13 protein-coding genes are annotated in these 13,856 nt (G+C 58.9%); 4 read left to right on the forward strand and 9 right to left on the reverse strand.

Going from position 1 to position 13,856, the window contains the following annotated elements; translation table 11 throughout:
• Window positions 1–111: 111 nt before the first annotated feature.
• The 5 genes from ACR0FB_RS13400 to ACR0FB_RS13420 form a co-directional block, all read right to left on the reverse strand.
• Window positions 112–1,299: a cytochrome P450 gene (locus ACR0FB_RS13400; protein ID WP_480620989.1), complete on the reverse strand. Its 1,188-nt coding sequence runs from the start codon at window positions 1,297–1,299 to the stop codon at window positions 112–114.
• Window positions 1,299–2,651, reverse strand: coding sequence for a TRAP transporter large permease (locus ACR0FB_RS13405; protein WP_171636504.1), 1,353 nt, complete (start codon window positions 2,649–2,651; stop codon window positions 1,299–1,301). The genes ACR0FB_RS13400 and ACR0FB_RS13405 overlap by 1 nt, the downstream gene beginning before the upstream one ends.
• Window positions 2,651–3,154 carry a TRAP transporter small permease gene (locus ACR0FB_RS13410; RefSeq protein ID WP_152460571.1) on the reverse strand — a complete coding sequence of 168 codons (504 nt, stop codon included), beginning with the start codon at window positions 3,152–3,154 and terminating at the stop codon, window positions 2,651–2,653. Before ACR0FB_RS13410 ends, ACR0FB_RS13405 begins: the two co-directional genes overlap by 1 nt.
• 57 nt (window positions 3,155–3,211) lie before the next feature.
• A complete protein-coding gene (locus tag ACR0FB_RS13415; RefSeq protein ID WP_171636506.1) occupies window positions 3,212–4,231 on the reverse strand; it encodes a TRAP transporter substrate-binding protein in 1,020 nt (339 codons plus the stop codon).
• 70 nt (window positions 4,232–4,301) lie between these two features.
• Window positions 4,302–6,335: an FAD-dependent oxidoreductase gene (locus tag ACR0FB_RS13420; protein WP_480620987.1), complete on the reverse strand. Its 2,034-nt coding sequence runs from the start codon at window positions 6,333–6,335 to the stop codon at window positions 4,302–4,304.
• 103 nt (window positions 6,336–6,438) lie between these two features.
• On the opposite strand from ACR0FB_RS13420, the gene paaG reads away from it, so the two are divergent.
• The 4 genes from paaG to ACR0FB_RS13440 are packed head-to-tail and all read left to right on the forward strand — an operon-like array spanning window position 6,439 to window position 9,587.
• A complete protein-coding gene (gene paaG / locus ACR0FB_RS13425; protein WP_171636510.1) occupies window positions 6,439–7,224 on the forward strand; it encodes a 2-(1,2-epoxy-1,2-dihydrophenyl)acetyl-CoA isomerase PaaG in 786 nt (261 codons plus the stop codon).
• A 2-nt stretch (window positions 7,225–7,226) separates the two neighbouring features.
• On the forward strand, window positions 7,227–7,652 hold the full coding sequence (gene paaI, locus ACR0FB_RS13430) for a hydroxyphenylacetyl-CoA thioesterase PaaI (RefSeq protein WP_480621114.1): 426 nt from the start codon (window positions 7,227–7,229) through the stop codon (window positions 7,650–7,652).
• Window positions 7,653–7,676: 24 nt separating this feature from the next.
• Entirely contained in the window at window positions 7,677–8,987 is a 1,311-nt protein-coding gene (gene paaK, locus ACR0FB_RS13435) for a phenylacetate--CoA ligase PaaK (protein ID WP_171636512.1), read from the forward strand.
• A gap of 3 nt (window positions 8,988–8,990) precedes the next feature.
• The gene (locus tag ACR0FB_RS13440) at window positions 8,991–9,587 is read left to right on the forward strand and encodes a TetR-type transcription factor C-terminal domain-containing protein (RefSeq protein ID WP_171636514.1); all 597 of its coding nucleotides are present in this window, start codon (window positions 8,991–8,993) and stop codon (window positions 9,585–9,587) included.
• A 99-nt stretch (window positions 9,588–9,686) separates the two neighbouring features.
• On the opposite strand, the gene ACR0FB_RS13445 is transcribed toward ACR0FB_RS13440, so the two are convergent.
• The 4 genes from ACR0FB_RS13445 to ACR0FB_RS13460 are packed head-to-tail and all read right to left on the reverse strand — an operon-like array spanning window position 9,687 to window position 13,799.
• Window positions 9,687–10,742: an aldolase/citrate lyase family protein gene (locus ACR0FB_RS13445; protein ID WP_480620985.1), complete on the reverse strand. Its 1,056-nt coding sequence runs from the start codon at window positions 10,740–10,742 to the stop codon at window positions 9,687–9,689.
• Window positions 10,743–10,753: 11 nt separating this feature from the next.
• On the reverse strand, window positions 10,754–11,554 hold the full coding sequence (gene hpaH / locus ACR0FB_RS13450) for a 2-oxo-hept-4-ene-1,7-dioate hydratase (protein WP_171724618.1): 801 nt from the start codon (window positions 11,552–11,554) through the stop codon (window positions 10,754–10,756).
• Complete coding sequence (locus ACR0FB_RS13455) at window positions 11,551–12,405, reverse strand: fumarylacetoacetate hydrolase family protein (RefSeq protein WP_480620982.1); 855 nt, start codon at window positions 12,403–12,405, stop codon at window positions 11,551–11,553. Before ACR0FB_RS13455 ends, hpaH begins: the two co-directional genes overlap by 4 nt.
• On the reverse strand, window positions 12,402–13,799 hold the full coding sequence (locus ACR0FB_RS13460; protein ID WP_210093469.1) for a pyridoxal phosphate-dependent decarboxylase family protein: 1,398 nt from the start codon (window positions 13,797–13,799) through the stop codon (window positions 12,402–12,404). The genes ACR0FB_RS13455 and ACR0FB_RS13460 overlap by 4 nt, the downstream gene beginning before the upstream one ends.
• Between the last annotated feature and the right edge of the window lie 57 nt (window positions 13,800–13,856).

Below are 13,856 nucleotides of genomic sequence, written 5' to 3' on the forward strand. Positions count from 1 at the left end.
TCCTCATTTGTTGTGTGAACTTCGCGCGGCCATATGCCCGTCTCACGAAATCATAATATAAACCGTACGGTCGGTCAATAAATTGGCGAATTGTCACCCAAACCGCACATCTCAGACTTGCGCTGGCAGTCGCGCGAAACCCCGAAACCGGATGCGCCCGCCCCGTTCGGCGCCGTCAGTGATGCGATAGGTCGGGAATCGCGTAAGAAACCGTCCGACGGCCACGCGCCCCTCCATACGGGCCAGGGTCAGGCCGACGCAGGTATGGGGACCTCCGGCAAACGCGTGATGCTTGTTGGGGCGCCGATCCAATACAACCTCATTAGGTTGTTCAAACTGCCGCGGATCGCGATTGGCCGCGCCGATACACAGGTGAATGTCCGTACCGGCCGGAATGGTCTGACCGTGGAACGTTACATCTTCGGTGGTCAGACGATTGCCAAACTGATTTGGGCTTTCCAGCCGCAGAAACTCGTCCACTGCCGTGTTGATCAGATCCGGATTGGCCAGAAGATCGGCCCGCTTGTCGCGGTGCCGTTCCAACAGTTCCAATGCGTTGCCGATCAGGTTGGTGGTGGTCTCGTGCCCTGCGTTCAGAATGAAGATGCAGTTCTGGTACAGCTCGACCTCGGTCAAGCCAACGTCGGTGTCATCCTGCATCAACCGTGTCAGGACATCCGTCGCAGGATCTCCGGGGATGGCCCGGCGATCTTCGATGACATGCCGAAGATAGTCCTTGAAATCAGATACCGACCGGTTGCCCCACTCTTCCTGCTCGGGCGTCAATTGGGGTTCCAAAGCGCCCAGAATAGCCAAAGACCAATCCCGCAAAGGGCCACGTTCCGATCTGGGAATGCCAAGCAGGTTGCCGATGATCTCGATCGGGATGGCACCGGCGAAATCCTCGATCAACTCTACCGAGCCCTTGGCCTGCATCTCGTCCAGCAGCCCATCCACAAGTTCAATCAGGCCCGGTTCCATCTGCGCCAGCGCCCGTGGGTTCATAGCGCCGACCATGACCTTGCGGACGCGGGTATGCAGGGGCGGATCGTTGAACACAAGGCTGGTGGTATGGTGTTCGTACAGCGGGCTATCGATACCGTATTTGGGGCCGAAAACCGCCTTTTTATCCGAAATGAAACGCTCGGTATCCCGGTACACCAGATCCAGATCGTCATACCGCGACAGGACCACCGAACCATCGGGCTGCCAGCAGACGGGCGTGTCTTCGCGCAACGCGGCGTAGGTTGGATAGGGATCCGCATGAAACCCGTCCGAAAGCGCAGTAAGAGAGAACATCAGTGACCCATCGCTCCCATTTGTTCGGGAAGGACCAGAACCAGCCAAGGCACCAGAACGATGAGAGCCAGACGGAAGATGTCTGCCACCCAGAACGGTGTGACCCCCTTGAAGATTGTTCCGGTCGATACGTCCCCGACCACGCCTTTCAGAATGAACACGTTCAGACCCACGGGCGGCGTGATCAAACTGATCTCGGTCACGACGACGACAACGATGCCGAACCAGATCGGATCGTATCCCAGTGACGTGACCAGAGGGAAAAAGATCGGAACCGTCAGCAACAGCATCGACAGCGATTCAAAGACGCATCCCAGAATGATGTAGATCCCGAGGATCATCAGGATCACGACGAAGGGCTCCACCTCATATGCGGTGACCAAGGCGATCAACGCTTCGGGCAGACCGGCCAGGTTGATGAAATTCGAGAAGATCTGCGCGCCGATCAGAACCGAGAACAGCGCTGCGGCGGTGAAGCTGGTTTCCTTCAGCACTTCAAAGGTCGATCTAAGGGTCAGCCCGCCGCGCGACAATGCGATCAGGAACGCCCCCATCGCGCCCATACCAGCGGCTTCGGTCGGGCTGAAGGTCAGGTTCAAAGGATGGAAATCGAACACTCCGTACAAGCCGCCGATCACCAGGAAGAACAACAGCAACACCGCCCAGACCGAGCGCAGGGCCGACAGGCGTTCGCCCCAGCCGTGGCGTTCACCGGCGGGGCCGGCCTCGGGCCTGCGCCAAACGGTCCAGCGCACCGCGAACAGATAGAAGAGGATACCAAGTACACCGGGAATTATGCCCGCAACGAAGAGTTTGCCGATCGATGTTTCGGTCAACAGGCCGTAGATCACCAAAATGACCGACGGTGGGATCAGGATACCCAGCGTGCCACCGGCGGCAATCGACGCGGTCGACAACTCATCCGCGTAGCGGTACCGGCGCATCTCGGGCATCGCGACTTTGGACATGGTCGCAGCCGTTGCCAGCGAGGAACCGCAAATGGCCGAAAAGCCGCCGCAGGCGGCAACCGTCGCCATGGCGATACCACCTCGGAAGTGGCCCAGGAAGGCGTTTGAGACCGCGTATAATTCGCGCGCGAGCCCGCCCTTGTTTACGAACAGACCCATGAGGATGAACAGTGGCACGACCGAAAGGCCATAGTCCTGTGCCGTATCCGTAATCTGGCGACCCACCATCGACATGGCGGCCTTCAGCCCGCGCTCGGACAGGATGCTGCCACCGCGTTCATATGCGAACCCAAGCGTCCCCACGAGGCCCATCGCAAACACAATGGGCAAGCGTACCAACACAAGAACCAGGACAAGGGCGAAACCGATCAGTGCGGCAGTCATCAGGCGTGCTCCGACAAGGTTTGGGGGGCAAAAATGTGCAAAAGACCGGTGATGACCATCGCAACGGCCGTTATTGCAGTGAAGGCGGCGATGAACCAGCCGACATAGAAGACAGGGATCGACAGGTATTCGGTGACGTCCCCGTAATCCCGTGCACGTTCAGCCAGAACCCAAACGCGCTGAATCGGCCAGATCAGCATGATGCCAGACACCAGATAGACAATTGCATCGCGTGCCCTGCTCAGCCGCAGGCGGGAAAAAATTCCATCGGTCAGGTCAACGGCGATTTGCCCTTTCCCGGCCGAAATCATCGGCAGAACCGAGAACACAAGGATCGCCATCAGAATCCGTGTCAGTTCGGTTGCCGCCTCGATCGGAGCATTGAAGACTGAGCGTAGGATGACGTCAAAAAAGGTCATCACCATCAGGATGAACAGCGCCACACAGGCCAGCACCGTCGGAATGATACTGACGCGACGCGCGAAGGTCACGATAGATTGCATGATTGGCCCCCAACGGGTGAAGATGGCTGGCGGGTCAACCCCGCCAGCCGGGCTGTGTTACTGGGCAGCCATTTCGTTAACGATCATGTCATAAGCGGCTTGCGCATCAACACCGGTGCCATTGACCTCTTCGATGACCTTGGCGCGCACATCGGCAGCGATCGCGTTGAACTTTTCCAGATCTTCAGCAGAGGCTGCATTGATCGCGTTGCCCTCGGTCTGTTCGGTCGCCTCACGGCCGATCGCGTCGATCTCATCCCAGATTTTACCGATTTCGCGGCTCAGCGGTTCGCCGAAGACCTTTTCTTCCAAAGCGGCCTGCACATCGGCGGGAAGATCCGCAAAAGTGTCTTCGTTCATGATGAACGCAAATGAACCGCGATACAGGCCACCCGGAACTTCATATACGTTCTGCGCCACTTCAGTCAGCTTGAAACCCTTACGGGATTCAAATGGCATAACCACACCATCAGCAGCTTTCGACGCGAGTGTCTCGTATACTTTCGGCGCGGGAACCTGGATTCCGGTTGCGCCCAGCGCCGTGCCGACATCTCCGCCCACACCACCCGGGATACGCACCTTGAGGCCTGATACCTCGTCGAGGTTGGTCACGGAGCTGCTGGAATGAAGCTGTGCCGGGCCGTGTGTGTGCAGGGCGATCACTTTCACACCGCGATGTTCGTCCGCTGCCTTGAGATACTTGTCGTATGTACGCCAATACGCGACCGAGGCCGCTTCGGCCGAGCCCTCATATCCGGGCAGCTCAATCATCTTGGTGGTGACGAAACGACCGGGCTGGTAACCATGGAAGATGATCGACGCATCCGCTGCGCCATCCATGATCAGATCCATCTGCGCCGGCGGCGGGGCAATTCCCAGCTTCAGTTCAGCAGTGACTTTGCCGTCGGTGGCTTCTTCGACCATTTCCACGAATTTCGGCCACATCTTCGCGTTGATGCCGTGGGTCGGCGGTGCCCAGCTGGAAATCGTCAGCGTATAATCCGCCGCCAGCGCCACTGTGCCCGAAACAGCCAGCGCGGCCGAGGCCAAAAGAGTGCTCAACTTGGTGAACTTCATGGTTTTGTCTCCTCCCTGTGAAACATGACTCGAGAATGCGTTAATGGTCACTTTTGTAACCATCAACATGTTAATTGTTTTCCAATTGGCCCGCGAGGCGCCACGAACCTGGGCTTTCTTTCACTACGGTTAGCATATTTGCGGCGCACCGGCTGATGCCGATTTCGTTGCAATAGTTCATCGGTCCTCCTCTCCAGCGGGGAAAGCCATATCCATGGATTTGAACCATATCGACAGCTTCGGCGTTTTCCGCGATCCCCTCTTCAATGATCAAAGCGCCCTCGTTGGCCAAGACCGCCAGCAACCGCGAACAGATTTCCTCGTCCGAAAAATCCCTGCGGGTGATGCCCTGCTGGTCGGAATAAGCTTCGATCAATGCCTCAATTTCGGGATCACGAACCGGATCACGACTGCCCTCTTCGTAGCGGTACCACCCTTTGCCGACACGCTGGCCGAAACGCTCACGCTGACAAAGCTGGTCCGCGATGGTGACATAACGTTCGTTCGGGTCGCGGTTGGCGGCATTGCGTTTGCGGTTCGCCCAGGCAATTTGAAGACCGGTCAGATCCTGAAGCTCATAAGGCCCCATGGGCATCCCGAACGCCCGCATTGCACGGTCCACCTGATAGGGAAGCGCCCCATCTGCCAGCAGATAATCGGCCGCGCGCCGATAGGCGGCCAACATGCGGTTGCCAATGAACCCATCGCAGATACCCGACAGCACCGAAACCTTGCGAAGCTTCTTCCCAAGCGCGACCGCAGTTGCGACCACTTCAGCAGAGGTTTGCGGAGCTACCACGACCTCGAGCAGTTTCATGACATGGGCCGGGCTGAAGAAATGCAGCCCGATGCATCGGGCCTGATTGCCGACGTCCGCGAAAATTTCGCGCGGGTCCAGATAGGACGTATTGGTGGCCAAAATCGCATCGCTGCTCATATGCCTTGCCAGCTCGTCAAATACCTGTTGCTTGACGGGCAAGTCTTCAAAGACGGCCTCGATCGCCAGTTCGGCATCCGCAGCGCCTGCATAACTGTTCACCGCACGAAACGCAGCAAAGCGATCCCGAAGCTGCGCCTCGGACATCTTGCCTCTCTTGACCGCGCCTTGCAGCAGACCCTCGACCCGATTGTGCGCTGCGGCCGCGGCGTCAGCGTCTCGCTCGATCAACGTCACGGACAGCCCGCCGCTCAGGGCCGCAGTTGCGATCCCTGCCCCCATCAACCCACCTCCGACAACGGCGATCCGTGTTATGTCACGGGCGGCCACGCCTTTGATCAACGAAGGTTTGGACACGGCACGTTCAGCAAAAAACGCGTAGCGCAAAGCGCGGCTTTCCAGGCTTTGGCGCAACTCCAGATGGCGCGCGCGCTCTTTCGGTTGTGCGGTGGCAAATGGCTCAACCGACCAACCAAGCGCCGTCAGGTTTTCCGACGGTGATTTCTGACCCTTAGCGCGTTTCTTCAAAGCCTCGCGGCTCGTCTCCAACAGATCCGGCGAAAATTCCGCCACAGCACGCTGGCTGACAGGTATTGGGCGTTCGGGCAGGTCGGCAATCAACTCCAGGACAGCAGCCCTGGGGTCTTCGGCGATGCGGTCGACGCCGCCAAGCTCGGCCAGTGTCTCTGCCTTGAAAATTTTGCCCGAACAAGCCATGTCAATTGCAGCCTGCATCCCGACAAGACGCGGCAATCGTTGTGTGCCCCCTGCCCCGGGGATCAAGCCCACATTGACTTCCGGCAGACCAAAACCCGTTCCCGGCGCTGCGATCCGCCACGCACAGGCCATGGCGATTTCGAACCCACCACCCAGCACGTTGCCATGCATGCAGGCAATGAACGGAACCTCGCTGTCTTCGATTTTCTGAACCACGTCGGGCAAGTGCGGCTCGACCGGCGGCGCATCGAATTCGGACATGTCGCCGCCTGCGACAAAGGTTTTTCCAGCGCAACACAGCACCGCCACCCGCGCCCCCTTGACCGCATCAACGGCGTCAGACAGCCCTTGGCGAACTCCTGTCGACGTCGCGTTTACCGGCGGGTTGCCAATGGTGACCCACGCCACGTCGCCCTTAAATTCAACGCTCACCAGCGACGACTGCGACATTTGCAATCCCTTTGATCGGTTCAGATTCGGTTCGGGTTTATATATTGACCAACCGTTCGGTTAATGCAATGATTAAGTTGAAACGAGACCAGATGAGACAGTCATGAGCGATACGATTCTTGTACAAGACAACGGGAACTGGGCCGAAATCACCCTGAACCGCCCGGACAAGCTGAACTCGTTCAATGAAGAAATGCACCTGGCGCTTCAGGATGCGCTGAAAGCCGCGCGCGACGGCGGGGCCCGCGCGATATTGCTGACCGGTGCCGGACGAGGCTTTTGTGCCGGTCAGGACCTCGGCGATCGCGACCCGTCGAAAATGGATGGCCCGCCGGATTTAAGCAAAACGGTACGCAGATTCTATGCCCCTCTTGTCCGGTTGATCCGGTCAGTGAATATCCCGGTGATCTGCGCCGTGAACGGAGTAGCCGCCGGGGCGGGTGCAAATCTGGCGCTGGCCTGTGATATGGTTCTGGCCGCGGAAAGTGCAAAATTCATTCAGAGCTTTTCCAAGGTGGGCCTGATTCCCGACACGGGCGGCAGTTGGCACTTGCCGCGCCTGTTGGGCGAGGCGCGCGCCAAGGGGCTGGCCCTGACAGCCCAACCCCTTCCGGCCAAGCAAGCCGAAGATTGGGGGCTGATCTGGAAGGCGGTGGCCGATGATCAATTGATGACCGAAGCGCGCGCACTTGCCGCGCAATTGGCAAACGGCCCAACCCTCGGGCTCGGGCTGACAAAACAGTGCATTCAAACCGCTGCCACCACGTCGCTCTCGGATCAGCTTGAGATCGAAGCAGACGCAATGAAGACCTGCGGGGAAAGCGCGGATTACGCCGAAGGCGTATCCAGTTTTCTTGAAAAGCGGACACCGAATTTCCAGGGACGCTGATGATGACACCCAAGGAACGTGCCACGAAATCCGCTGAAGCGATGTGGGCGAATGACCAAGCCAGCAAATGGTTCGGGATGAATCTGGTCGAAGTCGACGAAGGCCGTGCAGTTCTGACCCTGACAGTCGGGGACCATCACTGCAACGGGCACGGCATTTGCCACGGGGGCGTCACTCATGCCCTGGCCGACAGCGCCTTTGCCTTCGCCTGCAACAGCCGCAACGTGGCAACCGTCGGCCAGCATACGATGATGAGCTACCTCGCGCCCGGAAAAAAAGGGGACCATCTGACCGCAACCGCGACAGAGGTTGCCGTCACCGGCCGCAGTGGCATCTATGACGTGCACGTCACCAACCAAGACAACACCCTGATCGCCGAGTTTCGCGGAATGTCCCGCGCGGTCGGCGGGCAGAATTTTCAGGAATAGCTTCGCGACTGGAGGAGTGACGCGATGGAAGACCTTTCCCCAAACAAAGCGGATCTGGACCCGATCGAGATCGCCTCGATCGACGAAATCCGCGCGACGCAGCTTGAACGCCTCAAATGGTCCGTTCGCCACGCCTACGAGAACGTTCCGATGTACAAGCAACGGTTTGACGAATCCGGTGTGCATCCCGACGATCTTCAGCAGCTTTCGGATCTGGCGAAGTTTCCGTTCACGTACAAGAATGATCTGCGTGACAACTATCCGTTCGGCCTGTTCGCCGTTCCACGCAGCCAGATCATTCGTCTGCACGCCTCGTCCGGTACGACGGGCAAGCCGACGGTGGTGGGCTACACCAAAAACGACATCGACAATTGGGCGGATCTGGGCGCAAGGTCCCTGCGCGCATCGGGGTTGCGCAAGGGGGACATGGTGCACAATGCCTATGGTTACGGGTTGTTCACCGGCGGTCTTGGCGCACATTACGGGATCGAGCGGCTTGGCGCGACCGTCGTCCCCATGTCCGGCGGGCAAACCGAAAAGCAAGTCAACCTGATCAACGATTTCCGGCCCGACGGGATCATGGTTACACCTTCCTATATGCTCAATATCCTTGAACAGTTCCACAAGGCCGGGCTCGACCCGCGTGAAAGCTCGCTGAAGGTTGGCGTGTTCGGTGCCGAGCCCTGGACGGACGCCATGCGCGCCGAAGTCGAGGATGCGTTTGATATGCATGCGGTCGACATCTATGGCCTGTCCGAAATCATGGGGCCCGGGGTGGCCAATGAATGCGTTGAAACCAAGGATGGCCCGGTGATCTGGGAAGATCACTTCCTGCCTGAAATCATTGATCCCACGACCGGAGAGGTCCTGCCCGATGGCGAAACCGGCGAGTTGGTGTTCACGACCCTGACCAAGGAAGGTTTGCCGATGATCCGCTATCGCACGCGCGATCTGACCTGCCTGCTGCCGGGGACAGCACGATCCATGCGCCGGATGGCCAAAATCACCGGTCGCAGCGACGACATGATGATCCTGCGCGGGGTCAACGTCTTTCCCAGCCAGATTGAAGAACAGGTCATGGCGACGGGGGGCCTTGCCCCTTATTATCAGATAGAGCTGTACAAATCTGGCCGCATGGACGCCATGCGGGTTTATGTTGAATCGTCCCCGGATTCCACCGACGAACTGTCCAAGACGGCCGCGGCACGGATGCTGACCAAGCGGATCAAGGACGTCGTTGGCGTCTCAACGGAAATTGTTGTAGGTGACCCCGGCGACGTCGAACGCTCTCAGGGCAAGGCGAAGCGCGTCGTCGACAATCGCGATAAGGAATAAGCCGTGGCCCGTACAATCGCCAAAGATCACGACCAGAAGCGGAAGCAAATCCTGAAAATGGCCGCCAAAGTGTTCGCCGACCAAGGGTTTGATCGCGCCTCGATGACCCTGTTGGCAAAAGAGTGCGGGATTTCCAAGGCAAACATCTACCACTATTACGACAGCAAGGATGCCATCTTGTATGACATCCTAGAAACCTACCTGCGCGAGCTTCGCGACCGTATCTGCAATGTGGATCTGAACGGTCTTACGTCTGAACAGAAGCTGCGGAAAGCGGTGCGCGAAATCCTGTTTGCCTATCAAGGCGCAGATGACGAACACCGGGTGCAGATCAGCGGCATGAGCGCCTTGACCGAGGAACAGCAGAAACTTCTGCGCGGGTATCAGCTGGAATTGGTAAATTTTGTGCGCGACATCCTGAAAGAGCTGGCCCCGACAGCCTTCAATGATGACAAGGACAAGCTGCGCGGCACCACGATGTCAGTTTTTGGGATGCTGAACTGGTATTACATGTGGAACACCGGCGCGGGCCCCAAAGCCCGCGAAGACTATGCCGATCTGGTCAGTACGCTGACCGTCCATGGTATCCACAAGCTCTAGTTGTGGCCTTTCGGGCAAAACCGTTTCAAATCCAACGCAGGTGTGCCTGCCTTTGTCCTGTTGCCACAGAGCCAAATTCAGGGCCGCAACGTGTTTTCCTCATCCTGACCAATCAATGCGGAACTCTTCCCGAAACGCAAAACGCGCCAGATGAGCCTCGATGACCTGTTGCCATCGGGCCAGATCACCGCGCGCCCGGGTGGCGGCGGTTACGGTCAGGCTGGTATCACCTGCCGAAAGCGTGACGCGGTTCCCGTCCGGAAAGCTCACGCTGCCTTGCGTTTCATCAAATGTTACCTGAGCCTTGCGCGACCAGTGTTTGCAAAGCTGTTGCAGGTATTTCGACGCCGCGCCTGTCTGTGCGCTTCCCGAAGCCACCTGATCGGGCAGCAGGCTGAGCCCATCAGTAGCAGCGGCCCGGATTGCCTTGGCGAACAAAGTCACATCGATGTCCGTGGCCACGAATGTTGCCCCCAGATCCAGGCATTTTCGCTGCATGACCGGGTCCAGTGACAATATCCCTGCCGGCTTGCCTGCCGCAACGATGCGCCGGATGGCATCAAGAACGGCCTCGATCACGTCCGGGTGCCCGGCATCGCCGATATGGCCCATATCTGCGGCCAGATCCGACGGGCCGACGAACACCCCATCGACGTCGGTCGCCAGTATGTCGTCCAGCGCCTCCAGCCCAAGCCTGTTTTCGACCTGCACCAAAAGACAGATCTGCTCGTCCGCCGTTTTCAGATAATCCGGGATAGCCGCAAAACGCGAAGCCCGCGCCAAAGCGGAACCTACGCCCCGAACGCCACGAGGTGGATACTGCACGGCCCGCACCAGTTCGCGCGCCTGATCGCCGCTTTCCACCATCGGCACCAGTATGTTCTGCACACCGGCATCGAGATATTGCTTGATCAACCAGGTTTCGCCAATCGGCAGGCGTGCGACGGGGGTACTGCCAGATCCTTCAATCACCCTCACCTGCTCGAGGATCGAGCGCAGATCGTTTGGTGCATGCTCTCCGTCAACCAGCAGCCAGTCAAACTGCGCCGTTGCGGCGATCTCGGCCGTATAGGCATTGGCCAGCCCAACCCAACACCCGATCAAAGGGGTTCCCGCCCTCAGCGCGGCCTTGAACGTATTGCTTGGCGCGGGCATTGGCGTTCCTTTCAGGCGAAACGGATATCGACTGAGCCGAACGGTCCGAAATCAGCTTGGATTTCCGTTCCCGAGGGGCATTCGACCGGGCGGATGAAGCTGCCGGACAGAACGACCTGGCCCGGCGCGATGCTCTGACCGTATTGCGCCATGCGACGCGCCAGCCACACGACGCTTTCGACCGGATCGTTCAGCACCCCCGCGCCCAGACCGGTTTCCTCGATCTCGCCATTGCGGAAGGTGAGTGCCCCGACCCAGCGCAGATCAAAGGCATCCACCCTGTGGCGGTCGTTGCCCAAAACGATACCGGCATTGGCGGCATTGTCACTGATCGTGTCAAAGACCGTGCGCGCCTTGCCGGTTTCGGGATCCACGCGTTCAATCCGGGTATCCAGAATCTCGATGGACGGCGCGACGCATTCCGTCGCCGCGATGATATCTTCGCGGGACACGTTGTCCCCGCCTATGGCAGACTTCATGACAAAGGCAATTTCGGCCTCGATCCGGGGCTGGATGAATCGCCCGGCCGGAACGGTGGCACCCTGTGCAAACACCATGTCGTCAAACAGAATTCCACTGTCAGGAATATCGATGTTCAACGCGTATTGCATGGCTTTCGAAGTCAGGCCGATCTTCCACCCGATCACCTTGCGCCCTTCGGACAGTTTCTGGCGACAGATGGCTTTCTGCACCTCGTAAGCGTCATCCATGCCTATCTCGGGGTGGCGCAGGCTGAGCAGGCCAATCTGTTCATGCGTTCGTTCCGCCTGCAACAGATCAGCGGCCGCGCGCGCATGGTCTTCGGGCGTCATACTATTTCATCCTCAACCGTGTTTCGCAGAGTACCGATACCGTCGACCGAGACCTCGACCACATCACCGGGTGCCAGGTATTTCGGCGGATCGAACCGCGCGCCCGCCCCGGTCGGTGTACCGGTCACAATGATATCGCCGGGCTGAAGCGTCATGAAAGTCGAGATGTATTCAATCTCGCGCCGGATCGGGAACATCATGCGGTTCAGCGTATCATCCTGCCGCAGCTCGCCATTCACATGTGTCTGAATACGAGCGTTATCCAACTGGGCCGCATCCGTGAAGGGAACCAGCCACGGGCCGATGGCCCCAGAGCGGTCCCAGTTCTTGCCTTGGGTGACATTGAACTTGGCGTGCCGAACCCAGTCGCGAATGGTTCCTTCATTGCACAGCGTCAGCGCGGCGATGTGATCATACGCGTCCTGCTGCGGAATGCGGCGGCCAGCCTTGCCAATCACGATGGCCACTTCGCCTTCGTAATCCAGCGTGTGGTTTTCCGGCGGGCGGATCAGAGGCCGCTCATGGCCGGTAAATCCACTGGCGAAACGCGGGAACAGAGACATGTATTTCGGCTGCGCGCTGCCATCTTTGTATTCTGCGTTCCGGTCAGGAAAGTTCACCCCGACGCAAAGGATACGTCGCGCGTCCGGCATCACCATGTCGTAGATGAAATCGGGATGGGTGACAGGTTTCCCCCCGGCCGCCTCTGCCAGTTGATCGAACGCCCCGGCCGCGATCACCTCATAAAGGCTGTCGTGTTCCGGGAATTCCTGGTTCAAGGCAATAGCACCACCGTCGGTGATTGCCCCGAAGAAACGTTCTTCGCCCGATACGAAAGTGGCAAACCTCATTTCATGGTCTCCCACACGTCCCGGATCACGTCCGCAGCCATCAACACGTCGTCGCGGGTGGTATCGAACTGCCCGACCTGAAAGCGGATGATCTTGCGGCCGTCGAACATGCCCTGCGTCAGGTAAATCCGGCCATCGTCATTCAGCGCGTCCACCAGACGCTGCTGCTGAGCATCGTCCCCTGGGCAGCGGAAGGAAAACAGGCTGAGGATAGGGCCGGTTGTGATCTCGAACCCCTCGATCGCACCAATCTTTTCCGCCAGTTCACCGGCCCATGCCACATGGTTGCGGATGCGTTCGCGCAATCCCTCCAACCCGTATGACCGCAACAGGAACCAGATTTTCAACGCCCGGAACCTGCGGCCCAGCGGGATGGTCCACTCCGAGTAATTCGTCACCTCGGCTCCGGTCGTCTTGAGGTATTCCGGCTCGATTTTCAGCGTATCGAGCTGCGGCGTGGCGTCCCTCAGGAACTGGATCGCACAATCGAATTGCGCACCCATCCACTTGTGCGGGTTGAAGACGATGCTGTCATAGCGGTCGGCGCCCTGCCACAAAGCCCTGCGGAATTCGGGGCAGATCATGGCCGAACCCGCCCAGGCGGCGTCAAGATGGGTGTAAAGGTCGTATTTTTGGGCGATATCAGCCACGGCCATCAGATCATCGCAGGCCCCCACACCTGTGCCACCGGTAATTGCAACAATCCCGGCCGGGATATGTCCGGCGGCGACGTCATTCATAATGGCGGCCTCAAGCGCCGAGGGAACAATCCCGAAATTCGGCCCCTGCGTGGGCAACTTGACCAGATTGTCCTGACCGATCCCGGCAACCCAGCATGCCCGGTCAATCGACGAATGCACCTGATCGGAACAATAGATCCGCAGCGCCCCCTTGGCGTTCAGGCCTTCCCGGTTGCCGGTAAAGCCGGTGGCCCGTTCCCGCATGGTCAGTACCGCCGACAAGGTGGCCGAAGAGGCGCTGTCCTGTATGACGCCGGTCATACCCTCGGGCAATCCGACGGCCTGCCGCAGCCAGTCGACCATGACGCCCTCGACCTCGGTCGCGGCAGGCGAGGTCTGCCACAACATGCATTGGGCCGCGATGGTCGTCACCAGCATCTCGGCCAACATGGACGGGGGTGCAGCGTTGGCCGGGAAATACGCAAAAAAGCGCGGATGCTGCCAATGGGTGATGCCCGGCATCACGATCCGTTCGAAATCGGCCATGATGGCGTCCATCGGCTCGCCTGTCTCGGGTGGAGTTGCAACAAGCTGGGCCGCGATTTCCCCCGGCGCGGTCTGCGCCCGCACGGGACGTTCAGCAAGTGTCTTGTGATAATCCGCCGCCCACTTCGAGATGTGCTGACCCCAATGCGAAAACGTGTCCCAGTTCATCTGCTGACTTTCCTTTGTGACGGGATCACCGCCAAACCCTTTTGTTCCGTTGCGTGC

The organism is Ruegeria sp. P10 (assembly GCF_056534925.1).

Coding starts and splice junctions, on each gene's coding strand:
- paaG (WP_171636510.1), top strand. CDS start 6,439: ATGAGCGATACGATTCTTGTACAAGACAACGGGAACTGGGCCGAAATC.
- paaK (WP_171636512.1), top strand. CDS start 7,677: ATGGAAGACCTTTCCCCAAACAAAGCGGATCTGGACCCGATCGAGATC.
- ACR0FB_RS13400 (WP_480620989.1), bottom strand. CDS start 1,299: ATGTTCTCTCTTACTGCGCTTTCGGACGGGTTTCATGCGGATCCCTAT.
- ACR0FB_RS13460 (WP_210093469.1), bottom strand. CDS start 13,799: ATGAACTGGGACACGTTTTCGCATTGGGGTCAGCACATCTCGAAGTGG.
- ACR0FB_RS13405 (WP_171636504.1), bottom strand. CDS start 2,651: ATGACTGCCGCACTGATCGGTTTCGCCCTTGTCCTGGTTCTTGTGTTG.
- ACR0FB_RS13410 (WP_152460571.1), bottom strand. CDS start 3,154: ATGCAATCTATCGTGACCTTCGCGCGTCGCGTCAGTATCATTCCGACG.
- ACR0FB_RS13415 (WP_171636506.1), bottom strand. CDS start 4,231: ATGAAGTTCACCAAGTTGAGCACTCTTTTGGCCTCGGCCGCGCTGGCT.
- ACR0FB_RS13445 (WP_480620985.1), bottom strand. CDS start 10,742: ATGCCCGCGCCAAGCAATACGTTCAAGGCCGCGCTGAGGGCGGGAACC.
- paaI (WP_480621114.1), top strand. CDS start 7,227: ATGACACCCAAGGAACGTGCCACGAAATCCGCTGAAGCGATGTGGGCG.
- hpaH (WP_171724618.1), bottom strand. CDS start 11,554: ATGACGCCCGAAGACCATGCGCGCGCGGCCGCTGATCTGTTGCAGGCG.
- ACR0FB_RS13455 (WP_480620982.1), bottom strand. CDS start 12,405: ATGAGGTTTGCCACTTTCGTATCGGGCGAAGAACGTTTCTTCGGGGCA.
- ACR0FB_RS13420 (WP_480620987.1), bottom strand. CDS start 6,335: ATGTCGCAGTCGTCGCTGGTGAGCGTTGAATTTAAGGGCGACGTGGCG.